Origin of the sequence: Sphingopyxis sp. JAI128 (assembly GCF_014207235.1) — a bacterium.
Taxonomy (GTDB): domain Bacteria; phylum Pseudomonadota; class Alphaproteobacteria; order Sphingomonadales; family Sphingomonadaceae; genus Sphingopyxis.
Map to the genome: position 1 here is coordinate 663,888 of NZ_JACHDA010000003.1, position 24,854 is coordinate 688,741.

At 65.5% G+C, this 24,854-nt stretch carries 28 protein-coding genes; 17 read left to right on the forward strand and 11 right to left on the reverse strand.

Annotation, left to right across the window (positions count from 1 at the left end):
- Position 1 precedes the first annotated feature (1 nt).
- The 13 genes from rplX (at position 2) to HDC35_RS10700 (ending at position 7,309) form a co-directional block, all read left to right on the forward strand.
- Positions 2–319: a 50S ribosomal protein L24 gene (rplX, locus tag HDC35_RS10640; RefSeq protein WP_184646417.1), complete on the forward strand. Its 318-nt coding sequence runs from the start codon at positions 2–4 to the stop codon at positions 317–319.
- Positions 312–890 carry a 50S ribosomal protein L5 gene (gene rplE / locus HDC35_RS10645; RefSeq protein WP_058805188.1) on the forward strand — a complete coding sequence of 193 codons (579 nt, stop codon included), beginning with the start codon at positions 312–314 and terminating at the stop codon, positions 888–890. Before rplX ends, rplE begins: the two co-directional genes overlap by 8 nt.
- A 49-nt stretch (positions 891–939) precedes the next feature.
- Positions 940–1,245 carry a 30S ribosomal protein S14 gene (rpsN, locus tag HDC35_RS10650; RefSeq protein ID WP_037556379.1) on the forward strand — a complete coding sequence of 102 codons (306 nt, stop codon included), beginning with the start codon at positions 940–942 and terminating at the stop codon, positions 1,243–1,245.
- Between the two features lie 12 nt (positions 1,246–1,257).
- Positions 1,258–1,662 carry a 30S ribosomal protein S8 gene (gene rpsH / locus HDC35_RS10655; protein WP_037556380.1) on the forward strand — a complete coding sequence of 135 codons (405 nt, stop codon included), beginning with the start codon at positions 1,258–1,260 and terminating at the stop codon, positions 1,660–1,662.
- Positions 1,662–2,195, forward strand: coding sequence for a 50S ribosomal protein L6 (rplF, locus tag HDC35_RS10660; protein ID WP_184646419.1), 534 nt, complete (start codon positions 1,662–1,664; stop codon positions 2,193–2,195). Before rpsH ends, rplF begins: the two co-directional genes overlap by 1 nt.
- A gap of 3 nt (positions 2,196–2,198) precedes the next feature.
- Positions 2,199–2,552 carry a 50S ribosomal protein L18 gene (rplR, locus tag HDC35_RS10665; protein ID WP_120221718.1) on the forward strand — a complete coding sequence of 118 codons (354 nt, stop codon included), beginning with the start codon at positions 2,199–2,201 and terminating at the stop codon, positions 2,550–2,552.
- Positions 2,553–2,554: 2 nt separating this feature from the next.
- On the forward strand, positions 2,555–3,268 hold the full coding sequence (rpsE, locus tag HDC35_RS10670) for a 30S ribosomal protein S5 (protein WP_221438192.1): 714 nt from the start codon (positions 2,555–2,557) through the stop codon (positions 3,266–3,268).
- Between the two features lie 4 nt (positions 3,269–3,272).
- Positions 3,273–3,458, forward strand: a complete 186-nt coding sequence (gene rpmD, locus HDC35_RS10675) for a 50S ribosomal protein L30 (RefSeq protein WP_037515666.1) — start codon at positions 3,273–3,275, stop codon at positions 3,456–3,458.
- 6 nt (positions 3,459–3,464) lie between these two features.
- Positions 3,465–3,671 carry a DUF1737 domain-containing protein gene (locus tag HDC35_RS10680; RefSeq protein ID WP_037556386.1) on the forward strand — a complete coding sequence of 69 codons (207 nt, stop codon included), beginning with the start codon at positions 3,465–3,467 and terminating at the stop codon, positions 3,669–3,671.
- 45 nt (positions 3,672–3,716) lie between these two features.
- Positions 3,717–4,238, forward strand: a complete 522-nt coding sequence (gene rplO / locus HDC35_RS10685; protein ID WP_184646421.1) for a 50S ribosomal protein L15 — start codon at positions 3,717–3,719, stop codon at positions 4,236–4,238.
- A gap of 269 nt (positions 4,239–4,507) precedes the next feature.
- On the forward strand, positions 4,508–5,881 hold the full coding sequence (gene secY / locus HDC35_RS10690; RefSeq protein ID WP_184646423.1) for a preprotein translocase subunit SecY: 1,374 nt from the start codon (positions 4,508–4,510) through the stop codon (positions 5,879–5,881).
- A 54-nt stretch (positions 5,882–5,935) separates the two neighbouring features.
- A complete protein-coding gene (locus HDC35_RS10695; RefSeq protein ID WP_184646581.1) occupies positions 5,936–6,583 on the forward strand; it encodes an adenylate kinase in 648 nt (215 codons plus the stop codon).
- Between the two features lie 54 nt (positions 6,584–6,637).
- Positions 6,638–7,309, forward strand: a complete 672-nt coding sequence (locus HDC35_RS10700; RefSeq protein ID WP_184646425.1) for an SRPBCC family protein — start codon at positions 6,638–6,640, stop codon at positions 7,307–7,309.
- Here HDC35_RS10700 and HDC35_RS10705 read toward each other — a convergent pair.
- Positions 7,306–7,836 carry a DUF177 domain-containing protein gene (locus HDC35_RS10705; protein WP_184646427.1) on the reverse strand — a complete coding sequence of 177 codons (531 nt, stop codon included), beginning with the start codon at positions 7,834–7,836 and terminating at the stop codon, positions 7,306–7,308. The genes HDC35_RS10700 and HDC35_RS10705 overlap by 4 nt on opposite strands.
- The gene (locus HDC35_RS10710; RefSeq protein WP_184646429.1) at positions 7,833–8,366 is read right to left on the reverse strand and encodes a ubiquinol-cytochrome C chaperone family protein; all 534 of its coding nucleotides are present in this window, start codon (positions 8,364–8,366) and stop codon (positions 7,833–7,835) included. The genes HDC35_RS10705 and HDC35_RS10710 overlap by 4 nt, the downstream gene beginning before the upstream one ends.
- 158 nt (positions 8,367–8,524) lie before the next feature.
- Here HDC35_RS10710 and HDC35_RS10715 point away from each other — a divergent pair, with 158 nt between their 5' ends.
- The gene (locus tag HDC35_RS10715) at positions 8,525–9,007 is read left to right on the forward strand and encodes an outer membrane protein assembly factor BamE (RefSeq protein WP_184646431.1); all 483 of its coding nucleotides are present in this window, start codon (positions 8,525–8,527) and stop codon (positions 9,005–9,007) included.
- 110 nt (positions 9,008–9,117) lie between these two features.
- On the opposite strand, the gene HDC35_RS10720 is transcribed toward HDC35_RS10715, so the two are convergent.
- Positions 9,118–11,382, reverse strand: a complete 2,265-nt coding sequence (locus tag HDC35_RS10720; protein ID WP_184646433.1) for an NADP-dependent malic enzyme — start codon at positions 11,380–11,382, stop codon at positions 9,118–9,120.
- Between the two features lie 325 nt (positions 11,383–11,707).
- On the opposite strand from HDC35_RS10720, the gene HDC35_RS10725 reads away from it, so the two are divergent.
- The 3 genes from HDC35_RS10725 (at position 11,708) to HDC35_RS10735 (ending at position 17,484) form a co-directional block, all read left to right on the forward strand.
- Positions 11,708–11,977: a hypothetical protein gene (locus HDC35_RS10725; protein ID WP_184646435.1), complete on the forward strand. Its 270-nt coding sequence runs from the start codon at positions 11,708–11,710 to the stop codon at positions 11,975–11,977.
- A 93-nt stretch (positions 11,978–12,070) separates the two neighbouring features.
- The gene (gene mutS, locus HDC35_RS10730; RefSeq protein WP_260397651.1) at positions 12,071–14,728 is read left to right on the forward strand and encodes a DNA mismatch repair protein MutS; all 2,658 of its coding nucleotides are present in this window, start codon (positions 12,071–12,073) and stop codon (positions 14,726–14,728) included.
- Positions 14,725–17,484, forward strand: coding sequence for a [protein-PII] uridylyltransferase (locus tag HDC35_RS10735; protein ID WP_184646438.1), 2,760 nt, complete (start codon positions 14,725–14,727; stop codon positions 17,482–17,484). Before mutS ends, HDC35_RS10735 begins: the two co-directional genes overlap by 4 nt.
- A 3-nt stretch (positions 17,485–17,487) precedes the next feature.
- Here HDC35_RS10735 and HDC35_RS10740 read toward each other — a convergent pair whose 3' ends face one another.
- From HDC35_RS10740 to HDC35_RS10775, 8 genes are all read right to left on the reverse strand, one after another.
- Positions 17,488–18,039 carry a methylated-DNA--[protein]-cysteine S-methyltransferase gene (locus HDC35_RS10740; RefSeq protein ID WP_184646440.1) on the reverse strand — a complete coding sequence of 184 codons (552 nt, stop codon included), beginning with the start codon at positions 18,037–18,039 and terminating at the stop codon, positions 17,488–17,490.
- 314 nt (positions 18,040–18,353) lie between these two features.
- Positions 18,354–18,575: an alpha/beta hydrolase gene (locus tag HDC35_RS10745; RefSeq protein ID WP_409437945.1), complete on the reverse strand. Its 222-nt coding sequence runs from the start codon at positions 18,573–18,575 to the stop codon at positions 18,354–18,356.
- A gap of 45 nt (positions 18,576–18,620) precedes the next feature.
- The gene (pheT, locus tag HDC35_RS10750; RefSeq protein ID WP_184646442.1) at positions 18,621–21,008 is read right to left on the reverse strand and encodes a phenylalanine--tRNA ligase subunit beta; all 2,388 of its coding nucleotides are present in this window, start codon (positions 21,006–21,008) and stop codon (positions 18,621–18,623) included.
- Entirely contained in the window at positions 21,005–22,102 is a 1,098-nt protein-coding gene (pheS, locus tag HDC35_RS10755; protein ID WP_184646444.1) for a phenylalanine--tRNA ligase subunit alpha, read from the reverse strand. Before pheS ends, pheT begins: the two co-directional genes overlap by 4 nt.
- Before the next feature lie 143 nt (positions 22,103–22,245).
- A complete protein-coding gene (locus HDC35_RS10760) occupies positions 22,246–23,148 on the reverse strand; it encodes an AraC family transcriptional regulator (RefSeq protein WP_184646446.1) in 903 nt (300 codons plus the stop codon).
- 460 nt (positions 23,149–23,608) lie between these two features.
- Positions 23,609–23,974: a 50S ribosomal protein L20 gene (gene rplT, locus HDC35_RS10765; protein WP_184646448.1), complete on the reverse strand. Its 366-nt coding sequence runs from the start codon at positions 23,972–23,974 to the stop codon at positions 23,609–23,611.
- A gap of 13 nt (positions 23,975–23,987) precedes the next feature.
- Positions 23,988–24,191 carry a 50S ribosomal protein L35 gene (gene rpmI, locus HDC35_RS10770; protein WP_106000796.1) on the reverse strand — a complete coding sequence of 68 codons (204 nt, stop codon included), beginning with the start codon at positions 24,189–24,191 and terminating at the stop codon, positions 23,988–23,990.
- A 115-nt stretch (positions 24,192–24,306) separates the two neighbouring features.
- Complete coding sequence (locus HDC35_RS10775; protein WP_184646450.1) at positions 24,307–24,657, reverse strand: GFA family protein; 351 nt, start codon at positions 24,655–24,657, stop codon at positions 24,307–24,309.
- Positions 24,658–24,854: the final 197 nt, after the last annotated feature.

A 24,854-nucleotide genomic window follows, 5' to 3' on the forward strand; every position in this document is an offset into this window, starting at 1 on the left:
CATGGCGAACAAGATCAAGAAGGGCGATACGGTCGTCGTCCTGTCCGGCAAGGACAAGGGCAAGACCGGCGAAGTGACGCAGAGCCTGCCGAAGGACGGCAAGGTCGTCGTCGCAGGCGTCAACATCATCACGCGCCACCGCAAGCCGAGCCAGACCAACCCCCAGGGCGGTCTCGAGCGCAAGGAAGCGCCGCTGTTCGCAAGCAAGGTTGCGCTCGCCGATCCCAAGACCGGCAAGCCGACGCGCGTTCGTTTTGAAACCAAGGACGGCAAGAAGGTCCGCGTGGCCGTGAAGTCCGGGGAGACGATCAATGGCTGACACCTACACCCCGCGCATGCGGAAGCTCTATGACGACAAGATCGTCAAGGCGATGACCGAGAAATTCGGTTACAAGAATGCGATGGAAGTGCCGAAGATCGACAAGATCACGCTCAACATGGGCGTCGGCGAAGCCACGCAGGACAAGAAGAAGGTCGAAGCGGCCGCTGCCGAGATGGAACTCATCGCCGGCCAGAAGCCCGTCGTGACCCGCGCGAAGAAGTCGATCGCCCAGTTTAAGCTGCGCGAAGGCATGCCCATCGGTTGCAAGGTCACCCTGCGCCGCGAACGCATGTATGAATTCCTCGACCGGCTGATCACGATCGCCATGCCGCGCATCCGCGACTTCCGCGGCGTGTCGGCGACCAGCTTCGACGGCCGCGGCAACTATGCCATGGGCCTGAAAGAGCAGATCATCTTCCCCGAGATCAACTATGACCGCATCGACCAGGTGCGCGGCATGGACGTGATCGTCACCACCACCGCCCGTACGGACGAAGAAGCGCGCGAACTGCTCAAGCTGTTCGGCTTCCCCTTCCCGATCGAAGCGCAGGAAAAGGAAGCCGCCTGATCCTTCGGGACCAGGCAGGCTCTTTCAAGAAGGAAAGAGAACTTAAGTCATGGCGAAACTGAGTTCGGTAAACAAGAACGAGCGTCGCAAGCAGCTGGTGAAGAAATATGCCGGCCGTTACGCGAAGCTGAAGGCGATTGCGGCGGACACGTCGCTCGACGATGGCGAGCGTCTGATCGCGCGCCTCAAGATGGCGGAAATCCCGCGCAATGGTAACCCGACCCGCATCCGTAACCGGTGCGAGCTGACGGGGCGCCCGCGCGCCTATTATCGCAAATTCCGGCTGTGCCGTATCCAGCTCCGCGATCTGGCCAACAAGGGCCTGATCCCCGGTGTTGTGAAGTCGAGCTGGTAAGGGACTTAACAGATGGCAATGACCGATCCCCTGGGTGATATGCTCACCCGCATCCGCAACGGCCAGCAGGCGAAGAAGGACAGCGTCCTCACCCCCGCCTCGACCCTGCGCGTCCGCGTTCTCGATGTTCTCCAGCGCGAAGGCTATATCCGCGGCTACAGCGAAGAAGCGCTGGGCGCCAAGGGCCAGCACAAGGGCATCCGCATCGAGCTGAAATATTTCGAAGGCCAGCCGGCGATCCGCCACGTGGCCCGCGTCTCGAAGCCGGGCCGCCGCATCTATTCGGGCTCGAAAGAGCTGCCGATCGTGCGCAACGGCCTTGGCATCACCATCGTGTCGACCCCGCGCGGCGTTCTCTCGGACGCCGAAGCCCGCGAGCATAATGTCGGCGGCGAAGTGCTGGCGGAGGTGTTCTGATGTCGCGCATTGGTAAAAAGGCAGTGGAAATCCCCAGCGGCGTCACCGCCGCGATCGATGGCGGCCAGCTGTCGGTAAAGGGTCCGAAGGGCACGCTTGCGATGCCGCTGTCCGACAACATCAAATATGAAGTCGGCGAAGGCAGCATTTCGGTCCAGCCTGCGAACAGCACCCGCGAAGCCCGCGCTTTCTGGGGCATGCAGCGCACGCTGGTCCAGAACCTGATCACCGGTGTGACCGAAGGCTTCACCAAGGTCCTCGAAATCACCGGCGTCGGCTATCGCGCCAACTCGCAGGGCAAGACGCTGAAGCTGCAGCTCGGCTACAGCCACGATGTCGATTTTGCGGTGCCGGAAGGCATCGAGATCAAGACGCCGGACAATACGACGATCGAGATCACGGGCATCGACAAGCAGAAGGTCGGCCAGGTCGCGGCGGAAATCCGCCGTTGGCGTAAGCCCGAACCCTATAAGGGCAAGGGCATCAAATATCGCGGCGAGTACATCTTCCGCAAAGAAGGCAAGAAGAAGTAAGCCATGGCACATCTTACCCCTTTCGAAAAACGGCGCCAGCGCGTCCGTACCGCCCTCCGCCAGCGTGCTGCCGGGCGTCCGCGCCTGTCGGTGCACCGTTCGGGCCGTCATATCTATGCGCAGCTCATCGATGACGCCGCCGGCACGACGCTGGCCGCTGCCTCGACGCTCGACAAGGATGTCCGGGGCAAAACCGGCGCGACCACCGCTGCGGCGGCCGATGTCGGCAAGCGCCTTGCCGCTGCCGCCAAGAAGGCGGGCGTGACGCAGGTCGTGTTCGACCGCGGCGGCTTCCTGTTCCACGGGCGCATCAAGGCGCTGGCCGACGCGGCACGCGAAGGCGGATTGGAGTTCTGATTATGGCTGAAGAAAACACCACGGGTCAGGGCAACCAGCCCGAGGCGGTCCTCGCACCTGAAACGACCAACGCCGAAGTCACGGGTCGCCGTGGCCGCGGCGGCCGCGACGGTGGACGCGGGGGCCGTGACGGTGGCCGTGGCCGCCGCGACGATCGCCGTCCGCGCGACGAGGATGGCGGCGAAGAGCTCATTGAAAAGCTCGTCCACATCAACCGCGTTTCCAAGACCGTGAAGGGCGGCAAGCGCTTCGGTTTCGCCGCGCTCGTCGTCGTCGGCGACGGCAAGGGCCGCGCCGGTTTCGGTCATGGCAAGGCGCGCGAAGTGCCCGAAGCCATTTCGAAGGCGACCGCCGCCGCGAAAAAGGCGATGATTCGCGTTCCGCTGCGCGACGGCCGCACGCTGCACCATGACGGCCGCGGCCATTTCGGTGCGGGCAATGTCACGCTGCGTTCGGCGCCCGCCGGGACCGGCATCATCGCCGGCGGCCCGATGCGCGCCGTGTTCGAATCGCTGGGCGTTGCCGATGTCGTGACCAAGTCGGTCGGCACGTCGAACCCCTACAACATGATCCGCGCGACCTTCGAGGCGCTCGGCGAACAGACCAGCCCGAAGTCGGTCGCACAGCGTCGCGGCAAGAAGGTTTCGGACCTGATCAAGCGTGGCGGTGCGTCCGACCGCGCAGCCGAGGCGGAAGCCGCGGCGGTGACGGAGTAAGACCATGGCCGACAAGAAGATCAAGATTCGCCAGATCGGCTCGCCGATCCGTCGTCCGAAGAGCCAGCGTGCGATCCTGACCGGCCTCGGCCTGGGCAAGATGCACCGCGAGGTTGAACTGGTCGACACCCCGGAAGTGCGCGGCATGATCCGCAAGCTTCCGCACATGGTGGAAGTTGTAGAGGGCTAAACACCGGTGAAGCTGTATCGCCTGTTGACCGGTCCCGATGACAGCGCATTCTGCGCGCGTGTCGAGGGCCTGCTCAACCGGGGGTGGCAGCTTCACGGGAGCCCCTCGATCACCAGCGTCGATGGCCGCGGCTATGTCGCCCAGGCCATCGTGATGGAGAAGGCCGGGCCCTATCCCGGCTTTCAGCCGTCGAGTGAAATCGAACCGGACTGAAGTTTTTCGGTCCATAGCGCGAATACAGCGAAAGCGAGTGCAACCATGACTATCAAGCTTAACGAACTTCGTGACAACAACGGTGCCCGCAAGGGCCGCATGCGCGTCGGACGCGGCATCGGCTCGGGCAAGGGCAAGACCGCCGGCCGCGGCCAAAAGGGTCAGAAGGCCCGCAGCGGCGTCGCGATCAACGGCTTCGAGGGCGGCCAGATGCCGCTCCACATGCGTATCCCGAAGCGCGGCTTCAATAACATCTTCGGCAAGGATTTCGCGATCGTCAATCTGGGCATGATCCAGAAGCTGGTCGACGAAAAGAAGCTCGACGCGAAGGCGACGATCGATCACGCCGCGCTCAAGGCCGCCGGCGTCGCCCGCGGCGGCAAGGATGGCGTCCGCCTCCTCGCCAAGGGCGAACTGACCGCAAAGCTCAATTTCGCCGTCGCCGGCGCGTCGAAGGGCGCGATCGAGGCGGTCGAAAAGGCGGGCGGCAAGGTCGAGCTTCCCGAACCCAAGGCCGAAGGCGAAGGCAAGAAGGCCCAGCGCCGCGCCAAAGCCAAGGCGGAATAATTTCGGCTAGGGCGGTTCCTCAGGAGCCGCCCTTCCTCATTTGACGAACCCCTTTCCCGTTCGTGTCGAGCGACGTTGAGACACCCGCCGGGACAGCCAAGTTCGAGAGGCCTCTCGACTTCGCTCGATTCGAACGGATATTGAAAGCGGAACCGGAGCGTCGGCTCACCGCTAAATAGGCCTTTCCCCTTGCGCTTCGCGACCGCCGAACGCACATAGGCGCCGGGTCGCGGGGGGCGCGGTCCGGAATATCCTCGAGGAAACTACCCATGGCCTCTCGCGCCGACCAGCTTGCATCCAACCTCAATTTTTCGAAGTTCGGTCAGGCGACCGAGCTCAAGAACCGCATCTGGTTCACGATCGGCGCGCTGATCGTCTTTCGTTTCCTGTCGTTCGTGCCGCTGCCGGGGGTCGATCCCGTCGCGCTCGCGTCGCTCTACAGCCAGGCGGCGTCGGGCGGCGTCCTCGACATCTTCAACACCTTCTCGGGCGGCAGCCTCGAGCGCATGAGCATCATCGCGCTCGGCGTCATGCCCTATATCACGGCGTCGATCGTCGTGCAGCTGGCGGCCGCGCTGTCGCCCAGCCTCGCCGCACTCAAGAAAGAGGGCGAAAGCGGGCGCAAGAAGCTCAACCAGTATACGCGCTACGGCACCGTCGCGCTGACCGCGATCCAGGGCTATTTCATCGCCGTCGGACTCGAATCGCTCGGCGCGAGCCAGGGCATCGCCGCGGTCGTCGATCCCGGCATGATGTTCCGCGTCGGCGCGGTCATCTCGATCGTCGGCGGTACGCTCTTCCTGATGTGGCTCGGCGAACAGATCACCAGCCGCGGCATCGGCAATGGGGTGTCGCTGATCATCATGGCGGGCATCCTTGCCCAGCTGCCGCGCAGCTTTGCACAGATGTTCACGCAGGTCCGCGAAGGGTCGATGGGCGGCGGTACGATCATCGCGGTGCTCGGCGGCGCAATCGTGATCATCGCCTTTATCAGCTTCATGGAACGCGCACAGCGCCGTGTTCTCGTCCAGTATCCGAAGCGCGCGACGCAGCGCGGCGTGATGCAGGCCGACCGCAGCCACCTGCCCTTGAAGGTCAACACCGCCGGCGTCATCCCGCCGATCTTCGCCTCGTCGCTTCTGCTCATGCCGCTGACGGTGACGCAGATGATGGGGCAGAATGTCCAGGGCGACACCGCGACCGGCGATTTCCTGATCACGCTCAACCAGTATCTCGCGCACGGGCAGCCGCTCTACATGGCGCTTTACGCCGCGGGGATCATCTTCTTCTGCTTCTTCTACGTCGCCGTCGTCTTCAACCCCGAAGAGACCGCCGACAATCTGAAGCGCCAGAACGGCTTCATCCCCGGCATCCGCCCGGGGAAGAATACGGCCGCCTATCTCGATCATGTGCTGACGCGCATCACGGTGATCGGTGCGGCCTATCTCGCGATCATCTGCCTCGTTCCCGAATATTTCATCGCCGGATCGGGACTCCCGTTCCAGCTCGGCGGCACCAGCCTGCTGATCATCGTGAACGTGACGATCGATACGATCAGCCAGATCCAGAGCCACATGCTCGCGCATCAATATGGCGACCTCATCAAAAAGGCCAAATTGAAAGGCGGCGTTGCGCGGCGCTAAGGCGCCCGCTACGGCAACGGCGACACGGCAGAGGCAACAGGGGCTTCCATGACGCTGAACATCATTTTGCTGGGTCCGCCGGGGGCGGGCAAGGGTACGCAGGCTTCGCGCCTCGAACAGGAGCATGGCATGGTCCAGCTCTCGACGGGCGACATGCTCCGCGCCGCGGTCAAGGCGGGAACGCCGACGGGCCTGCAGGCAAAGGCGGTGATGGACGCGGGCGAACTCGTCTCGGACGAAATCGTCTCGGGCCTGATCGGCGAGCGGCTCGACGAACTCGGCGCCGATGTCTCGGTGATCTTCGACGGCTATCCGCGCACCGCGGCACAGGCCGACGCGCTCGACACGATCCTCAGCGACCGTGGCCGCAAGCTCGACCATGTGATCGAACTGCAGGTTCAGGAAGACGCGCTCGTCGACCGCATCACGGGCCGCTTCAGCTGCGCCAAATGCGGCGCGGGCTATCACGACCGCTACAAGCTGCCCAAGGTGGATAATGTTTGCGACGTTTGCGGCAGCTCGGAATTCAAGCGCCGCCCCGACGACAATGAGGAAACGGTGCGCACGCGCATGGCCGAATATCGCGCCAAGACGGCGCCGATCCTGCCGATCTACGACGCGCGCGGCATCGTGACGCATGTCGACGGCATGGCGCCGATCGATCAGGTCAACGACGCGATTGAAACCATCCTCGCGAGTTGACGGCTAGCCAGCTTCTCCGGCGCCGGTTATCGTGGCGCAAAGGGGGACGGGCAGATGCGATTTTCCGGATATTTTTCCGCCGCTGCGATGGCGGGCGCCCTGGCACTGGCACCCGTCGCACAAGCCAAGGTCGTCGACCAGGGCGAGGCGGGCTTTACCGTCGCGCACACGGCGCAGGTCGCCGCCGCGCCCGCCGATGTGTGGAAAATGCTCCGCATGCCGCAAAACTGGTGGTCGAAAGACCATAGCTGGTCGGGCGATGCCGCGAATTTCTGGCTCGATTCGCAGGCGGGCGGATGTTTCTGCGAAAAATTGCCCAATGGCGAATCGGGCCTCGGCAGCGTCCAGCACGCGCGCATCGTCTTTGCGAAACCGAACGAGATGCTGCGCCTGTCGGGTGCGTTCGGCCCGCTGCAGGGCGAGGCGCTTACGGGCACGCTGACGATCCAGATCAAGGAAACGCCGACGGGCAGCGCGCTGCGGTTCGATTATGTCGTCGGCGGTTATATGCGTTTCAAGGTCGCCGACATCGCGCCCGCCGTCGATACGGTGATCGGCGAACAGCTCGCCGGCCTGGCCAATGCGCTCGGCGGCGCCTTGCGCCCGATAGGCAACGAAAGGGCGGCAGATAAGTCCGCCGCCGAAACGCCGCCACAAAAGGATGAGGAGGGGCTCGATTCGGCGGTCGCCGACCTCGTCCCCGAAGAATCCGAACCGCGCTATTAAGCGTCCGGCTTTCCGCGCAGCTTCGCCAGCGCCGCGAACGGCCCCGCCGCCTCTTCGCTGAGGACGCCCTTTTCAGCGAGGATGCGATCGGCGTCGGGATGGCGCGGGAAGGGGTCGAGCGCAAGCGAGAGCGTTTGCACCGCCGCATCGCCAAGGTCGATCCGGTCGCCTTCGAGCGCGAGCAGGTCCAGCTCGTCGCTGCCGAGTTCGATTTCCTCATCCTCGCTCGGGGGCGCATCGACGTCGCGCAGGAAACGCAGGTCGAAGGACTCGCTGATGGCTGCCGGGACAGGCAGGTCGGTCGCTGCGCAATTCTGGACAAGGTCGGCCTGTACCGCGCCCTTCGCCGCGATGCCGCCGGCGATCGCGCGAACCTCGGCGGTCAGGGTGAAACGGTCGAGGCCCGCGAGCCCCAGCCGCGCGGCGATCCGCGCGCGTGCATCGGCGTCGGCTTCGACCGCAATGGTGCGGCCGTGCGCGGCGTCGGCGATTGTCACGATGAGCGGAAATTCGGGCGCCGCGCTCAAGTCGCTGCCCCGGGAAGCCGGTCGGTGACGATAAGATCGGATACGGGCATCGCCGCGAGCGCCGCGCGGAGCGTCGCAACCTCGGCCATCACATGCGCCAGCCCCGCATCGGCGGGGGCGTTGCCGCGCCACAGATTGCGGATCAACGCGGCGCGCAATTCGTCCGAACCGTCGGCGGCGCGATAGGCGCCGAGCCGTCCGCCCAGCGCGCTCATCATCCGGCCGACCTGCTTGCCCACCACCATGTCGCCAAAACCGATCTGGCGCATCTGGCCGTCCATGTCGTTCACGAACAATTCGGTGAGCTGGACCCCCGCGAGTCCCTGCCGCGGGTCCTCGTCGATCCGGTGCAGCACGATCGCGAGGATAAGGCTGATCATGTCGAAGCGGCCGTCGAGCGTATCGGGAACCGTGCCTTCGGCGTACCAGTGCGGCGCGCGCGCGGTGGTGACGACGGCACCCCACAGCGGGCGGCGTGCTTCGCGTGGATCGGGCTCGGATAAGAACAATTTGCGTAGTGAGGAAAACATGCCCGACGCTTAGGCCGAATCACGTCGTCCGAAAAGGGCTGTGAGTCAGCTTGGCGCAAGCTTTGCGGCGGCATAAGCCGCTTGTATGCGCGGACCGCTTGCGGTTAAGAGGCGCGATTGCCAGCGCCCGCTATCAGGTGGCGCAACGGAGATATGTGATGCCGACCCCTTATCCGAAGCTTCCCGCCCGGCCTGTGCGCCTGATCGTCGCCGGGCTGGCGCTCGCGCTGACCGCCAGCGGCTGCGCGCAGCTCAAAGGGCGGCAGGGCTATGTCGTCGACCCGATGCTGACCGAAGCGATCACGCCGGGCGTCGATAACCGGGAATCGGTGGAAAAGACGCTGGGCCGTCCGACCTTCGTCGGCCAGTTCAGCGACAATGAATATTATTATGTCTCGCGCGAAACGCGCCAGCTCGCCTTCGCCCGGCCGCGCCCGATCGACCAGCAGGTGCTGCGCGTCCGCTTCGACCCGGCGGGCAATGTCGCCGCAGTCGATCGCACAGGGCTCGAACTGGTCAGCAGGATCAGCCCCGAAGGCGACAAGACGCCGACGCTCGGTCGCGAACGCAGCTTCTTCGAGGATATTTTCGGCAATATCGGCGCGGTCGGCGCGCCGGGCACTGCCGGTCCCACCCAGTAATTTTGTGCTTCAGCAGAGCTGAAGCTTAGCGGCTCCGTCCCGCTCCCCCTCCGGCCTCCCTGGTTTACTATCGTTGGGGAAGCCGGGAGAAGGAGCGGGCCCGATATCCATTATTGCGCGATCCCGCCCGCCGCGAGCACGGCAAGCGTGACGAGGTCCGACGCGGTCGACGCCATCGTCGCGACCTGGACCGGATTTTCCATGCCGACCAGCATCGGCCCGATCACCGCGCCGCCCCCCAGTTCGCGCAGCAGCTTCGCCGACAGGTTCGCCGATTGCAGCCCCGGCATGATCAGGACATTGGCCGGACCCGACAGGCGGCAGAAGGGATAATTCTTCATCACCTTCTCGTTCAGCGCGACGTCGGGCGCCATTTCGCCTTCATATTCGAAAGCAGGCTGGCGCCGATCGAGGATCGACACCGCTTCACGAATGCTTTCGAGCCAGCTTCCCTCGGGGTTGCCGAAGGTCGAATAGGACAGAAAGGCGACGCGCGGCTCATGCCCCATGCGCCGCGCGACCTGCGCCGTGCGTTCGGCGATGTCGGCGAGCTGTTGTGCGGTCGGCCGCTCGTTGACCGTCGTGTCGGCCATGAAGATGGTATGATGCTGGTCGACAAGGATATGGATGCCGAACGGCGTCTTGCCCTCGGCATGGTCGATCACCCGGCGGATTTCGCGCATCGATTGCGAATAGGTGCGGGTCGTGCCGGTGATCATCGCATCGCCGAGCCCCATTTTGAGCAGCAGCGAACCAAAGATGTTGCGATCGCGATTGACCATCCGCTCGACGTCGCGGCGAAGATATCCGCGCCGCTGCAGCCGTTCGTACAGCATATCGACCATCTGCGGCACATGCGGCGAATTGACGCTGTTGTGAACCTCGAAGCTTTCGGCGTCGGCGACGCCCATCGCGCGCAGCTTGTCGTGCAGCCCTTCGCGGCCGACGAGCACCGGGATCCCGTATCCGCCGTCGCGGAACTGGATCGCGGCGCGCAGCACTACTTCCTCTTCGCCCTCGGCGAAAACGACGCGCTTGGGGTTGTTCCGCGCGGCTTCATAGGCAAGCGTGAGCACCGATGTCGTCGGATTGAGGCGGGCGCGCAGCCGCGTGCGATATTCGTCTAGGTCGGCGATCGGCTTTTGCGCAACGCCCGTGTCCATCGCCGCCTTGGCAACCGCGGCGGGCACGATTTCCATCAGCCGCGGGTCGAAGGGCGAGGGGATAATATATTCGGGGCCAAAGCTCGACGCGCGCCCGCCATAGGCCGCGGCGACCTCCTCGGGCACCTGCTGGCGCGCAAGGTCGGCGATCGCATAGGCTGCGGCAATCTTCATCTCCTCGTTGATCGCGGTCGCATGGACGTCGAGCGCGCCGCGGAAGATGAAGGGGAAGCAGAGGACGTTGTTGACCTGGTTGGGGTAATCCGATCGCCCCGTCGCGATGATCGCGTCGGGCCGTGCGGCGCGCGCATCGGGCGGCGAGATTTCGGGATCGGGATTCGCCATCGCGAAGATGATCGGCGCCGGCGCCATGTCCTTGACCATTTCGGGCTTCAGTGCACCCGCAGCTGACAGCCCCAGGAACACGTCGGCGCCGACCAGCGCTTCGGTCAGGTCGCGCGCTTCGGTCGGCACGGCGTGCGCCGATTTCCACTGGTCCATGCCGTCGGTGCGGCCCTGATAGATGGTGCCCTTGCGGTCGCACATGATGACATTTTCGTGCCGGACGCCCATCGCCTTGATCAGCGCGGTGCACGCGATTGCCGCGGCGCCCGCGCCGTTGACGACGACCTTCACCGTCGCCAGGTCGCGCCCGGTCAGGTAACAGGCGTTGATCAGCCCCGCCGCGGTGATGATCGCGGTGCCATGCTGGTCGTCGTGGAACACGGGGATGTTCATGCGCTCTTTCAGCGCCGCCTCGATAATGAAGCAGTTGGGCGCGGCGATGTCTTCGAGGTTGATGCCGCCAAAGCTCGGCGCGAGCAGTTCGACCGCCTCGATGAAGCGCTGCGGATCTTCGGTATCGACCTCGAGGTCGATCGAATCGACGTCGGCGAAGCGCTTGAACAGCACCGCCTTGCCTTCCATCACCGGCTTCGATGCCAGCGCACCAAGGTTGCCGAGGCCGAGGATAGCGGTTCCGTTCGAAATGACGGCAACCAGATTGCCCTTGACCGTATAGTCATAGGCCTTGGCGGGGTCCTCGGCGATGGCATTCACCGGCACCGCGACGCCGGGCGAATAGGCGAGGCTGAGGTCGCGCTGCGTCGCCATCGGTTTCGACGCGACGATCTCGATTTTCCCCGGCCGGCCATATTCGTGGTAAAGCAGGGCCTCGCGATCCGAAAACTGCACCTTGCTGCCACTGTCCATTTGTCGTCCTCTCGATAAAGTAACAAGATGCGCGCCCGAGGTTTTCCCCTAACGCGGCCTCGCGAAAATGTAACCGCCAATGTTGGGTGTGGGTGGCGATGGGCATGACGAAGGTCTGGAAGCGATATTATCCTCCCTGTGGCGGAGCCATGGGGGGCGCCGCCGCGAAGCCGTGGTGGAGGGGTGGCGACGTCGACGTAAATGCCCCTCCGTCAGCGCTTCGCGCTGCCACCTCCCCATCGCTTCGCGACAGGGAGGATCGTAACTCGCAACGTCGGAAGCAACCAATTGCGGACGTATTGGAAAGACGCGGCAGGATAGGTCGATGTCCCGTATCAATGATCAACTGCTCACCCGGCTACCTCTCTTGGATATTGACAGGGTGACCTTCTATAAGCGCGATGAAGTGACGACGGATCTAATCTGCTGCGACATCATTGCCCGTGACGCGATTTGGTCGTTTCACGAAGAGGTCGCTGGATGGGATTTGCTGCTGCGTCACTTGCAGAAACTTCCGCAGTTTTGCGCCGACTGGTATGAGGCAGCATCGCCGCCGCCCTTCGCGCTCAGCGAAATTGTAGCATTCAGCCGATAGCCTGAGCGTCCGCTCCCCACTTCACACCGGCCATTCCGCCCACCCTCCCCCTCTGACCTTGCCATGCCGCCCCCAATCACTAAGCAGGGGGCGATGGCCGCCACCGCTCCCCGTCCCGCGAACAGCAACGCCGCCGCGTCCGGCGCGACGCCGATGATGGCGCAATATTGGTCGCTGAAGGACAAGGCGGGCGACTGCCTGCTCTTCTACCGCATGGGCGATTTCTTCGAGCTCTTCTTCGACGATGCGAAGGCGGCGGCGTCGACGCTCGATATCGCGCTGACCTCGCGCGGCGAACATGACGGCGCGCCGGTGCCGATGTGCGGGGTTCCCGTTCATTCGGCCGAATCCTATCTCGCGCGGCTCATCAAGGCGGGGCATCGCGTCGCAATCGCCGAGCAGGTCGAAACGCCCGCCGAAGCCAAGGCGCGCGGAGGGTCGAAGGCGCTTGTCGCGCGTGACATCGTGCGCTTTGTCACCGCGGGCACACTGACCGAGGAAAATCTGCTCGAGGGGCGCAGCGCAAACCGCCTCGCGGCGCTCGCGCAGGTCGGGAGCGAGGTCGCGATCGCCGCTGCCGATATCTCGACCGGGCGTTTCGAAGTCGTGGCGGTGCCGGCGCAATCGGTTGATGCCGAACTCGCACGGCTCGCGCCGTCGGAGCTGTTGTTGAGCGAAAGCGCCGAAGACCTTCCCATATCGTCGGCGCGACAGGTCGTGCGCCGGCCTCCGTCGGATTTTGCCAGCACGGGAGCGCAAAAGCGGCTCGAAAGCTTTTACGGGGTCCGGACGCTCGACGGCTTCGGTCAGTTTTCGCGCGGCGAGCTCGCCGCGATGGGCGCGCTCGTTGCCTATCTCGACCATGTCGGCACCGGCGGGCCGACCTTTCTCCAGCCGCCGGTTCGGCATCTCGCCTCGGCGCGGATGGCGATCGACGCCGCGACGCGCGAGAGTCTCGAGCTCGTCCGTACGATGGCGGGGGCGCGCGAGGGCAGCCTGCTCGGCACGATCGACCGCACCGTCACTGCGGCGGGCGCACGCTTGCTGGCCGACGATATCGCGAGCCCGCTGACCGAAAAGAGCGCGATCCTCGACCGGCTCGACCTCGTCGACGCGCTCGCGCGCGATGCCTTGTGGCGCGGCGAACTGCGCGCGGGGCTGCGCGCGCTGCCCGACGCCGGGCGCGCATTGGGCCGCCTCGTCGCGGGGCGCGGCGGGCCGCGCGATCTGGCGCAGCTGCGCGACGCGCTCGGCGGCGCACGCCTGCTGCGCGAACGGCTCGCGCGCCGGCCTGATCTGCCGCCCCTGCTCGCGCGGCTGCTTCCGGATCTCGACGGCCATGGCGCCCTCGTCGACGAACTCAGCCGCGCGCTGATCGAAACCCCGCCGGTCGACGCCGCGCAGGGCGGCTATGTCGCCGAAGGCTACGACCATGCGCTCGATGCGCTGCGCGAAACCGCGCGCGATGGGCGCAAGGCGATCGCGTCGCTCGAGGCGGGGTATCGCGACCGCACCGGCATCGCCTCGCTCAAAATCCGTCACAATGGCGTGCTTGGCTATCATGTCGAGGTGCCGGCGAAGCATGCCGACGCGCTGATGGCGCCCGAATCGGGCTTCACCCACCGCCAGACGCTCGCCGGCGTCGTGCGTTTCAACTCGTCGGACCTGCACGAAGCCGCAAGCCGCGTCACGCAGGCGGGCGTCCATGCAGTCGCTGCCGAGGCCGCGCACCTCGAGGCGCTCACCGACGCCGCGATCGCCCGCCGTGAAGCGATCGCCGCGTCGTGCGACGTGCTCGCGCGGATCGACGTCGCTGCCGCGCTCGCCGACCACGCGATGAGCCACAATTGGTGCCGCCCCGATCTTGCCGACACGCCATGCCTCGACGTAACCGGCGGGCGGCATCCGGTGGTCGAGGCGGCGCTGGCGAAATCGGGTGAGCGCTTCGTGCCCAACGATGTCTCGTTGTCGGAGGCCGACCGGCTCTGGCTCGTTACCGGCCCGAACATGGGCGGCAAGTCGACATTCCTGCGCCAGAATGCGCTGATCGTCGTGCTCGCACAGGCGGGCGGCTTCGTCCCCGCCGCGTCGGCGAAGCTCGGGCTCGTCGATCGGCTGTTCAGCCGCGTCGGGGCGAGCGATAATCTCGCGCGCGGGCGCTCGACCTTCATGGTCGAAATGGTCGAAACCGCGGCGATCCTCGCGCAGGCGACGCCGCAAAGCTTCGTCATATTGGACGAGGTCGGGCGCGGCACCTCGACCTACGACGGGCTCGCGCTCGCCTGGTCGGTGGTTGAGGCGGTGCACGAGGTCAACCGCTGCCGCTGCCTTTTCGCGACGCATTATCACGAACTCACGCGGCTTGCCGAAACGCTGGATGCGCTCTCGCTCCACCACGTCCGCGCGCGCGAATGGCGGGGCGACCTGATCCTGCTTCACGAGCTCGCCGAAGGCCCCGCGGATCGCAGCTACGGCCTTGCCGTCGCGCGCCTCGCGGGTGTCCCGCCGGGCGTGGTCAAACGCGCCGAAGCGGTCCTCGCAAAGCTTGAGGCGGGGCGCGAGAAGACCGGCGGCCTCGCCGCGGGGCTCGATGATCTGCCGCTGTTCGCCGCGACGCTCGCCGAGGTGTCCCCGGCGGCGAAGGATGCGCTGCGCGACGCGCTTGCCGAGATCGATCCCGACGCGCTTGCTCCGCGCGAGGCGCTCGATGCGCTCTACGCGCTCAAGCGCCTGATGGCCGACGAGCGATGAGCGGCCTGTTCGACAATCTTGCCAATCGGCGCGCGATCATCGATCGCCGGATGCTCGCCGACCGGCTCGACACGATCGCGGCCGAAAGCAGCGACGCAGGGACGCGCCGCCGCGCGATGGTCGCGCTGCTCAAGGACGCGCTCGACCAGGGCCGCGCCGAGATCGAGCGGCGGCTGATCGACCATCCGTCCTCGGGCCGCGTCGTGGCGAACGCGACGGCCTTCCTGATCGACCAGATCGTCCGTCTCAGCCATGATTTCACCACCGGCCAGCTCTACCCCTCGGCCAACCGCTCGGCGGGCGAGCGGATCACGCTGATCGCGGTCGGCGGCTATGGCCGCGGCGAAATGGCGCCGCACAGCGACATCGACATCGGCTTTCTGACCCCGTTCAAGCAGACGAGCTGGACCGAGCAGGTGATCGAGGCACAGCTTTATACGCTCTGGGACCTCGGGCTGAAGGTCGGCCATTCGTCGCGATCCGTGGACGAAATGGTACGCGCGGCGAAAGAGGATATCACGATCCGCACCGCCTTGCTCGAAGGGCGCTTCATCTGGGGCGACCGCGACCTTTACGACCAGGCGTCGGCGCGCTTCGATGCCGAAGTCGTCGCGGGCAACGCGCGCGCCTTCGTCGCCGAAAAACTCGCCGAGCGCGACGAGCGGCACAAGCGAATGGGCGATTCGCGCTATGTCGTCGAACCCAATGTGAAGGAAGGGAAGGGCGGGCTGCGTGACCTCCACACCCTGTTCTGGATCGGCAAGTTCATCCACCGCGTCCGCACCGTTCCCGAACTCGTCGACGCGGGGCTGATGTCGGCGCGCGAGCTGCGCCAGTTCGAGCGTGCCGAAAATTTTCTGCTCGCCGTGCGCTGTCACCTCCACGTCCTCGCGGGGCGCGCCGAGGATCGGCTGACGTTCGATTTCCAGCGCGAGATTGCGAGCCGCATGAAGTTCGCCGACCGGCCGGGCAAAAGCGCGGTCGAACGCTTCATGCAGCTCTATTTCCTCCACGCGAAAAGCGTCGGCGACGTCACCGGCACCTTTCTCGCGCATCTCGACGACCAGATGGCGGCGCGCGGGCGGCGCTTCCTCCCGACGCTGCGCCGCCGTCCCGGCAAGCTCCATGGCTTTGTGCTCGATCGCGGCCGGCTCGCGCTGCCGTCGGACGATTTTTTCGAGGCCGATCCGGTCCGGCTGGTCGAGATTTTCGCGCTCGCGGACAAGCATGGCCTCGAAATCCATCCGCAGGCGATGCGTCAGGCGCGTCACGACGCCAAGCTGATCGAGACGCAGGGCGTGCGCCGCGATGCGCGCGCCAACGCGCTGTTCCTCGACGTGCTTACCAGCCCCCGCGATCCCGAAACGGTGTTGCGCTGGATGAACGAAGCGGGCGTGTTCGGCCGTTTCGTCCCCGATTTCGGCCGCGTCGTCGCGCAGATGCAGTTCGACATGTATCATCATTACACCGTCGACGAACATACGATCCGCGCGATCGGGCTGCTCGCCAATATCGAACAGGGGCGGCTCTCGGAGGATCATCCGCTCTCGACCGCGATCATGGACCAGATCCATTCGCGCCGCGTCGTCTACGTCGCGGTGCTGCTGCACGATATCGCCAAGGGGCGCGGCGGCGATCACAGCGTACTCGGCGCCGAACTGGCGCTGCGCGTCTGCCCGCGGCTCGGGCTGAGCGAGGCGGAGACCGAGACCGTCTCGTGGCTCGTGCGCTATCACCTGCTGATGTCGGCGACCGCGTTCAAACGCGACCTCGCCGATTTCAAGACGATCCTCGATTTCGCGCAAATCGTGCAGAGCCCCGAGCGGCTTCGCCTGCTGCTCGTCCTCACCGTCGTCGACATTCGTGCGGTCGGCCCGGGCGTGTGGAACAGCTGGAAACGGCAATTGCTGACCGAACTCTACGACGCGGCGGAGGAAGTGCTGCGCCTCGGCCACAAGCAGCGCGGGCGCGAACAGCGCATCGCAAGCAAGAAGGAAGCAGTCGCCGCGCAATTCGGTTTCGACCGCAAGACCTTCGACAAGGTCGCCAAGCGCCTGCCCGAAAGTTACTGGATCGCCGAACCGGTCGAGGTCATCGCCGCGAACCTCGTCCATATCCGCCAGGCGGGCGACGCGCCGCTGCACATCGCGGCGGTTCCCGACGACGATCGCGGCGCGACCTTGGTGATGGTGCTCGCCGCCGACCATCCGGGCCTTTTCTATCGTATCGCGGGGGGCATCCACCTTGCCGGCGGCAACATCATCGACGCGCGCATCCACACGACGCGCGACGGCCTCGCGCTCGACAATTTCCTCGTCCAGGACCCCATCGGCCGGCCTTTTGCCGAAACGGGGCAGATCGCCCGGCTGACCCGCGCGATCGAGGATGCGCTCGCCAACCGCCAGAAACTGCTCCCCAAACTCGAAGCCCGCGCGCTCCCGCGCACAAGGGCTGAGGCGTTTCGCGTCGCTCCCAATGTCTTCGTCGACAATAAGGCGTCGAACCGCTTCACCGTGATCGAAGTCAACGCGCAGGACCGCCCCGCGCTCCTGAACCAGCTCGCTTACGCGCTCTTCCAGTCGAAGGTCACCGTCCACAGCGCCCATGTCGCCACCTATGGCGAACGCGCGGTCGATACCTTTTATGTCACCGACCTGATCGGCGACAAAATCGACAGCGCTGCGCGCGTGAAGTCGCTGGAAAAACGGCTGCTGGAGGCGGCGACGAGCCAGAGCGAGGAAGCGGTCGCGGCTTAGGCGCTAAAAGCCGAATCCTTGCTGCACCGGCGCAAGCGGCACGCCTTCGAGTTCGAGCATCCGCGCCTTCGACAGCGCGCCGCCCGGCGCCGAAAAGCCGCCGATCGCGCCGCCTGCCGCCAGCACGCGATGACAGGGGATGATCAGCGGCACCGGATTGCTTGCCATCGCCTGCCCGACCGCGCGGGCCTGTTCGGGACCGGCGCCCAGCGCGTGTGCGACCGCGCCATAGCTTGTCGTCTCGCCCCAGCCGAGCGTGCGCACATGGTCATAGACGCGCGCGAAAAAAGGCGGCTGTTCGCCCCGATCGACCGCCACCGCGAAAAATTCGATGCGCTCGCCGGCAAAATAGCGGATTGCCGCGTCGATGACCGACGCGATCGCGGCGGGCGGCTCGGCACGGACCGCATCGGGCAAGCGGTGCAGGATGGAGCGCAGGGTTTCGGACGCCCTCGGTGCGGGCAGCCGCAACGCGGTGACGCGCGCCTGCGCCCACCCGATCGCCGCGACCCCCGCGGCGGTTTCGAAAAGCTGATATTGGCCTTGCCCCGCCATCGTGCTCCTCCGCCTTCGGGGGAGATATAGGGCGTCATTTCTTCAGGACCATATCGCGGGCAGAAAGGCGCGATAGTATCCCCGCTTTGGGGTAGGGAGCTGTCGCTAAAAATCCTCCCTGTCGCGTAGCGGTGGGAAGGGGGACCGCGCCGCAGGGCGTGGTGGAGGGGCCGCAGCCTCGCGTCATAGCCCCTCCGTCAGCGCTTCGCGCTGCCACCTTCCCATGCCGGCGGCAGAGGGAGGATCTTATGACAACTACCGGTCGAAAGCATATGATCGACAGGCTCCAAACGGGAGCACCGCCGCCACGCCCGCTAAAAGCCTGTCGGCCCCGTCATCGCCGCCGCCGCCGCCAGCAGCCCGCCGTTGAAACGCTGCGACAGCGCGGCGTCGGGAATTGCGTTGAACGCATGGATCGCGCCGGCATAGCTGTGCAGGTCGACGGGCACGCCGGCCGCAACGAGCCGCCGCGCATAGTCGAGATTTTCGTCGAAGAAGAGGTCGAGGCTGCCCGTCGCGATACAGGCGGGGGGCAAGCCGGCAAGATGCCGATGGTCGACCGAAAACGGAATTTCGACCGATTATCCGCGCAGCACCGCCCCAACCTTCGCCGCCGCCGCGACCACCTTGTCGGCGATCGCCTTCAGTTCGGCGTCGGTGAAGCTCTTGTCCACCGGTTGCAATTCGACCTCGACCGCCAGGCTCACCTGACCTTCGGGAACACCTTGCCCGGCGAAGCGGTCGAACAGGCGGGCGTCGACGATGCTCGCCTTGTCGGCGCCGCGGATCGCGCGCACCAGTTCGGCGGCGGTCAGGCTGGTCGGGGCCAAAAACGCGAAGTCGCGGCGGACCGATTGCAGCGCGGGCGGCGCGAACGCCGCGCGCGCCGGACCGCTCGCGCGCTTTGCGGGGATCGCGTCGAGGAAGATCTGCACTGCCATCACCGGTCCATCGACGTCGAAGGCGCGGGTCAGCGCGGGGTGGAGTGCGCCGAATTCGGCGAGCACCGCCTTGGGGCCGAGCCGCAGCGTCGCCGACTGGCCGGGGTGCCAGATATTGCCCGTCGTGACGGCTTCCATCACCTGCAAACGGTCGGCGGGCGCGCCGGCCTCGCCCAGCAGGGCCAGTGCCGTCGCTTTCGCATCGAATGCATCGAAAGGCGCGGCCTTGCCCGCCTGCCAGCCGCGCGCGTGCCTGTCGCCCGCCATCAGCACCGCCAGCGTCGGATGCTCGGCGTCCGTCAGGTAGCGCCGCCCGATCTCGAACAGGCGAATGCTCTCCGCGCCGCGGTTCTGGTTGCGCGCCGCCGCGGCGAGCAGGCCCGGCAGCAGCGACGGGCGCATGACCTTCAAATCCTCGCTGATCGGGTTGGCGAGGCTCCACGCGCCGCCGCCGAAGGGCGCGGCTTCGGCCTCGCCGATGAACGACCAGGTGACGGCTTCGTCGAACCCGGCAGCCGCAGCGGCGCGGCGCAGGCGGCGTTCGGTCAGCTGTTCGGGGGTCGCGGTCGGCTTCGCGACGCCATCGGCGCGCGGCAGCGGAACCGATGCGATCGCATCGAAGCCGGTGATGCGCGTGACTTCCTCGACCAGGTCGGGCGCACCGTCGATGTCGCGGCGCCAGCTCGGCACCGATACCTGCCAGCGGCCACCCTGTTCGATCACGCCGAAACCGAGCGAGGCGAGGATATCCTTCTGCCGCTCGGGCGCAATCGCGATACCGCCGAGCGTCGCCGACAGCGACGGGTCGTAATCGACCGTCTTCACCTCGGCGGGCGGCGTGCCCGCGCGGGTGACCGACGACGGCGTGCCGCCGCAGATGGTCAGGATATGCTGCGTCACGATCGCGGTCGCATCGTCGAGGAACGCGGGATCGACCCCGCGCTCGAAGCGGCTGCGTGCGTCGCTCGACAAGCCGAGCGCTTGGCCCGTCAGCGCGATGCGTTCGGGGGTGAAGTAAGCGATCTCGATCAGGATGTCGGTCGTCGTCTCGCTGCATCCCGAATGCTCGCCGCCCATGATGCCCGCGATGTCGTGGACCTCGCGCTCGTCGGCGATCACCGTCATCGTGTCGGCGAGCGTATATTGCTTGCCGTTGAGCGCCGTGGCGGTTTCGCCCTGCCTTGCACGCCGCGCCACGAGCGCGCCCGAAAGCTTGGCGCGGTCGTAGATGTGGCTCGGGCGGCCGAGGTCGAACATCACATAATTGCTGATGTCGACAAGCGCCGAGATCGAGCGCTGGCCGACGGCTTCCAACCGGCGGCGCATCCATTCGGGGGCGGTGCCGTTGATGACGCCGCTGACCGTGCGGCCGAAGAAGGCAGGGCACGCTTCGACATCGTCGGTGCGGATTTCGGTCGAGGGTGCGCTTGTCCCGGCGATCGTCGGGACGCCGAGCGGTTTCAACGTGCCGAGCCCGGCGGCGGCGAGGTCGCGCGCGATCCCGCGCACGCCCATGCAGTCCTGCCGGTTCGGGGTGATCGAAATATCGACCACCGGGTCGTTCGCGCCGGCATAATCGGCGAAGGGCATGCCGACGGGCGCATCCGCGGGCAGCTCGACGATCCCGTCATGGTCGTCGCCGAGTTCCAGCTCGCGGGTCGAACACATCATCCCGTTCGATTCGATCCCGCGCACCGCGGCGACCTTCAGCTCCATGCCGTTGGCGGGCACGACTGCGCCGGGCAGCCCGAGCACCCCGACCAAGCCCGCGCGCGCATTGGGGGCGCCGCACACGACGGTCAGCGGCGCGATACCATCGCCCGCGTCGACGGTCAGCACCCGCAATTTGTCGGCCTGCGGATGTTTTTCGGCGGTCAGCACTTTTGCAACGCGAAAACCGGCGAGCTTCTCGGCCGGATTCTCGACGCCTTCGACCTCGTGGCCGATGCGGTTCAATGTCGCGACGACATCGGCGACGGTGAAATCGCCGTCGAGATGGTCGCGGAGCCAGTCGAGCGTGATCTTCATGCCGAAATCCCCCCGCTGAGCGTCGGGACACTCAGCGCGCCGAACCCGTAGTGCGACAGCCAGCGCAGGTCGCCGTCGAAGAACGCGCGAAGGTCGTCCATGCCATATTTGAGCATCGCGAGCCGGTCGACCCCGACCCCGAAGGCGAAGCCCTGCCATTCGTCGGGGTCGAGCCCGCAATTGGCGATCACCCGGCGGTTGACCATTCCGCTGCCGAGCAGTTCCATCCACGCATGGCCTTCGTCGTCGCCGTTGCCGCCGACGATGCGCCGGCCCTTTTCCTGCTTATAACCGACATCGACCTCGGCCGAGGGTTCGGTGAAGGGGAAATAGCTAGGGCGCAGGCGGAGCACGATGTCGTCGCGCTCGAAATAGGCCTTGAGGAAGGTTTCGAGCGTCCATTTGAGGTGTCCCATATGGATGTCGCGGTCGATGACGAGACCTTCGACCTGGTGGAACATCGGGGTGTGCGTCGCGTCGCTGTCGCTTCGATAGACGCGGCCGGGGGCTATAATCCTGATCGGAGGCGCTTTTTCCATCATCGTGCGGATCTGCACCGGCGACGTATGTGTGCGCAGCAACATCCGCTGCGCGGCACCTTCGGACCTTTCCGGAAAATAGAATGTGTCGTGCATCGCGCGCGCGGGATGCGTCTCGGGAATGTTGAGCGCGGTGAAGTTGCGCCAGTCGTCCTCGATCTCGGGGCCCGTGGCGACAGCAAACCCCATGTCGGCGAAGATTTCGGCGAGCTCGTCCATCACCTGGCTCACCGGATGGACGCTGCCGTGCGGGGCGGCTGCGGCGGGGAGCGTCATGTCGAGTGCCTCGGCGGCGAGCTTGACGTCGAGCGCCGCCGCTTCGAGCGCCGCCTTGCGCGCGGCGAGCGCGGAGGTGACGCTCTCGCGCAGCGCGTGGATCGCGGGACCCCGCTCCTGCCGTTCTTCGGGGCTCATCGCGCCCAGCGTTTTGAGTAGCCCCGTGATGCTGCCCGCCTTGCCGAGCGCGGCGACGCGCAACGCTTCGACCGCACCGGCGTCGGTGGCCGCTTCGATGTCGCCCAAGAGCTGGGTCTGGATGGCTTCGATATCGCTCATCGTCGTTCGTCCTGTTCCGGCGGCGTTGGCGCTGCCGGCCTGCTTTTCGTTTCTGTAAGGATATGGCGGCTGTCCACCCGTCCGTCGCCTGCCGCTTGCACCGAATAGGCGGCATGGGTCAAGCCACTTGGCGGAAAACCGGGCTATCCGGCCGGCCTGTGCAGGCCCTGAACCGCGGCGCCAGCCGCCGCCGCGCGGGCAAAGGCGGCTGAGCCCAATATCGGCTTGGGGCGAGCGGCATAATCGCGCGGGCTCATCCCCATGAAGCGCTGGAAGTCGCGCGTGAACTGGGCCTGGTCGTAATAATGATGATCCATCGTATCGATCCACGCCATCGACGGGTCGAGCATGAAGCGGCCGAGCGATCGCAGGAAGCGCTGGCGTCGCAACAATAATTTGGGCGGAAAGCCAAAGGCGCGATGGCTCAGCCGTTCGACCGACCGTTCGGACATCGACAATTTGTCGGCTAGGCCGGCGACGCTCGCCAGATCGTCGTCGACCAGCGCGACATGCGCGGCGAGGATCGCCGGGTCGTCAGGCGGTGCGTCGGGAAGAAGCCGGGATAGATGGTCGTTGATCGACGCGGCCGCGGCGTCGATGTCGTTCGCCCGCCGCAATGCGTGGGCGAGCGGGGCAAACCGGACGAACGCCGGGTGCGTCTTTCCATCGGCAAAGCGGTCGGCGAGGTCATCGGCCGGAAGCGGGATGAATTTCGCCCACCCCATTGGCAAGATGCCGATGCCCCAGGTGCGCATATTGCGGGCCGAAAAATAGCATGCCTTGCTCGTCGGTCCGGTCGCGATAAAGCGGGGCGCCTCGAGGACTGCGTCGGCGCCGATCGCCGCGAGCGGCGGGTCGCCCTCGACAAATCGCAGATTCGCCCATTCGGGATGCAGATAATCTTCGACCCGGCCCCCGCGGGGAACCGAAATCTCGGTCAGGTAGATGGTGCTGACATAGGGACGCAGCGCCGCCGAGACCGGGAAAAAACGCGTGGCGACGCTGGCGCTGGACCGAGAATCGGAAGGTGCGTCGCGTTGCGGCATGCCATCTCGATCTAACGCGCAAAGAGCATGAAAAACAGCTTTTTGCGCGTTTCTGTGTCGGGTTCTTACAATTTTATACGCGCTCGCTGCGGCATAGTTGCGTTGACCGCTCGGGGGAGCGGGTCGTGAGGGGAATATCGGGCCGGGCGTATGCGCCGCGAGGTCCTGATAGACGGATGCGGTGATCGGTCGCAGAGCGCCGAAGGCGTCGGTACCAAAGGATGGGGATTTGGTAGGACCTGAAAGAGACGATTGATATTCCGGGCTTCGTTCCGACCGGTGGCTTCTGCGACCCACGGCTTTTCGGTTCGGGAGGGGGGCGATGGTTTCTCCGGAGCCATCGTCGAGGCGGCGCGGAGCTTCGGCTTCGGGCCGCCTCTTCATTTCGGGCGGCATCATCCACGAAAAAGGGCGGCCCCATCGGGACCGCCCTTTTGCTTTAGCGAAAAGCCCGTAAGGTTCAGGCTGCCTTGGGCAACGCCGCCTTCGCTTGCGCGATGATCGCGGTGAACACGCCGCCTTCGTTCATCGCGAGATCGGCCATGACCTTCCGGTCGAGTTCGATCCCGGCGAGCTTCGCGCCGTGCATGAACTGCGAATAGGTGAGACCCTCGGCGCGGACCGCGGCGTTGATGCGCTGGATCCACAGTGCGCGGAAGCTCCGCTTCTTGACCTTGCGGTCGCGGTAAGCGTACTGGCCCGCCTTTTCGACGGCCTGCTTGGCGATGCGGATCGTGTTCTTGCGACGGCCATAATAGCCCTTCGCCTGATCCAATACGCGTTTGTGCTTGGCGCGCGTGGTGACGCCGCGTTTGATGCGTGACATGTCTTAGCGCTCCTTACTTCAGGCCGTAGGGCGCCCAGAGGCGCACATGGGCCACGTCCGAATCGCTGAGCACGCTGGTGCCGCGGTTGGTGCGGATATATTTCGAATTGTGCGAAATCAGGCGGTGGCGCTTGCCGGCAACGCCGTGCTTCACCTTGCCCGACGCGGTGAATTTGAAGCGCTTCTTCACACCGCTCTTGGTCTTCAGCTTGGGCATTTTGGTCTCCTTTGAAGTCCGTTTGCGTATCGGCCTGGCAGCCCTTTCAGCCAGCCGACACAATCGGAAGGCGCGCGCTTACGGGGATTCGCCCGGAAATGCAAGCGATTCGGGATCAGAAACTCGCACCGTCGACCTTCTGGATGGTCAGCGCGTCGAGATCGGCATCGGGCACGCAGCGGAGATTCACGGCTGCCATCTTCTCGCCCGAAGGACCGGTGCCCACCGAAAAGCTCTGGCACCCGCATTCGTCGCAGAATTGATGGTCGATATTATGCTTGTTGAACTTGTACGACGCGAGCTTGTCGCTGCCGCTGGTGAGACGAAATTGGTCGATGGGCACGAAGGTGAGGAGGAAGCCCTTGCGGCGACAGTGCGAGCAGTTGCAGCTCATCGCCGTATCGGGAATATCGCCCTCGACCGTGTAGGTGACCGCGCCGCAATGGCAACTGCCTTCGAACGCCATCTCGCTATCTCCTTCAGCGTGTGCTGCGCCAGCGCTCGGCCAGTATCGCGATCGCGGCGCCGGCAGCGTAGCATATGATATCCGCGATGCTGAAGGAGGTTCCTAGGTCGTGTTGACAAAAGACTTCAGCCATAGGCGCGTTGCGGCGAGGTTGAGGAAGCTCTCGAACGAGAGCAGGGTTTTGTCATAGCGGGTGG

What these genes read in the sequence shown, in the direction of transcription:
- rplX (WP_184646417.1), top strand. Translation starts at nt 2, where the DNA reads ATGGCGAACAAGATCAAGAAGGGCGATACGGTCGTCGTCCTGTCCGGC.
- rplE (WP_058805188.1), top strand. Translation starts at nt 312, where the DNA reads ATGGCTGACACCTACACCCCGCGCATGCGGAAGCTCTATGACGACAAG.
- rpsN (WP_037556379.1), top strand. Translation starts at nt 940, where the DNA reads ATGGCGAAACTGAGTTCGGTAAACAAGAACGAGCGTCGCAAGCAGCTG.
- rpsH (WP_037556380.1), top strand. Translation starts at nt 1,258, where the DNA reads ATGGCAATGACCGATCCCCTGGGTGATATGCTCACCCGCATCCGCAAC.
- rplF (WP_184646419.1), top strand. Translation starts at nt 1,662, where the DNA reads ATGTCGCGCATTGGTAAAAAGGCAGTGGAAATCCCCAGCGGCGTCACC.
- rplR (WP_120221718.1), top strand. Translation starts at nt 2,199, where the DNA reads ATGGCACATCTTACCCCTTTCGAAAAACGGCGCCAGCGCGTCCGTACC.
- rpsE (WP_221438192.1), top strand. Translation starts at nt 2,555, where the DNA reads ATGGCTGAAGAAAACACCACGGGTCAGGGCAACCAGCCCGAGGCGGTC.
- rpmD (WP_037515666.1), top strand. Translation starts at nt 3,273, where the DNA reads ATGGCCGACAAGAAGATCAAGATTCGCCAGATCGGCTCGCCGATCCGT.
- rplO (WP_184646421.1), top strand. Translation starts at nt 3,717, where the DNA reads ATGACTATCAAGCTTAACGAACTTCGTGACAACAACGGTGCCCGCAAG.
- secY (WP_184646423.1), top strand. Translation starts at nt 4,508, where the DNA reads ATGGCCTCTCGCGCCGACCAGCTTGCATCCAACCTCAATTTTTCGAAG.
- HDC35_RS10700 (WP_184646425.1), top strand. Translation starts at nt 6,638, where the DNA reads ATGCGATTTTCCGGATATTTTTCCGCCGCTGCGATGGCGGGCGCCCTG.
- HDC35_RS10710 (WP_184646429.1), bottom strand. Translation starts at nt 8,366, where the DNA reads ATGTTTTCCTCACTACGCAAATTGTTCTTATCCGAGCCCGATCCACGC.
- HDC35_RS10715 (WP_184646431.1), top strand. Translation starts at nt 8,525, where the DNA reads ATGCCGACCCCTTATCCGAAGCTTCCCGCCCGGCCTGTGCGCCTGATC.
- HDC35_RS10720 (WP_184646433.1), bottom strand. Translation starts at nt 11,382, where the DNA reads ATGGACAGTGGCAGCAAGGTGCAGTTTTCGGATCGCGAGGCCCTGCTT.
- HDC35_RS10725 (WP_184646435.1), top strand. Translation starts at nt 11,708, where the DNA reads ATGTCCCGTATCAATGATCAACTGCTCACCCGGCTACCTCTCTTGGAT.
- mutS (WP_260397651.1), top strand. Translation starts at nt 12,071, where the DNA reads ATGGCCGCCACCGCTCCCCGTCCCGCGAACAGCAACGCCGCCGCGTCC.
- HDC35_RS10735 (WP_184646438.1), top strand. Translation starts at nt 14,725, where the DNA reads ATGAGCGGCCTGTTCGACAATCTTGCCAATCGGCGCGCGATCATCGAT.
- HDC35_RS10740 (WP_184646440.1), bottom strand. Translation starts at nt 18,039, where the DNA reads ATGGCGGGGCAAGGCCAATATCAGCTTTTCGAAACCGCCGCGGGGGTC.
- pheT (WP_184646442.1), bottom strand. Translation starts at nt 21,008, where the DNA reads ATGAAGATCACGCTCGACTGGCTCCGCGACCATCTCGACGGCGATTTC.
- pheS (WP_184646444.1), bottom strand. Translation starts at nt 22,102, where the DNA reads ATGAGCGATATCGAAGCCATCCAGACCCAGCTCTTGGGCGACATCGAA.
- HDC35_RS10760 (WP_184646446.1), bottom strand. Translation starts at nt 23,148, where the DNA reads ATGCCGCAACGCGACGCACCTTCCGATTCTCGGTCCAGCGCCAGCGTC.
- rplT (WP_184646448.1), bottom strand. Translation starts at nt 23,974, where the DNA reads ATGTCACGCATCAAACGCGGCGTCACCACGCGCGCCAAGCACAAACGC.
- rpmI (WP_106000796.1), bottom strand. Translation starts at nt 24,191, where the DNA reads ATGCCCAAGCTGAAGACCAAGAGCGGTGTGAAGAAGCGCTTCAAATTC.
- HDC35_RS10775 (WP_184646450.1), bottom strand. Translation starts at nt 24,657, where the DNA reads ATGGCGTTCGAAGGCAGTTGCCATTGCGGCGCGGTCACCTACACGGTC.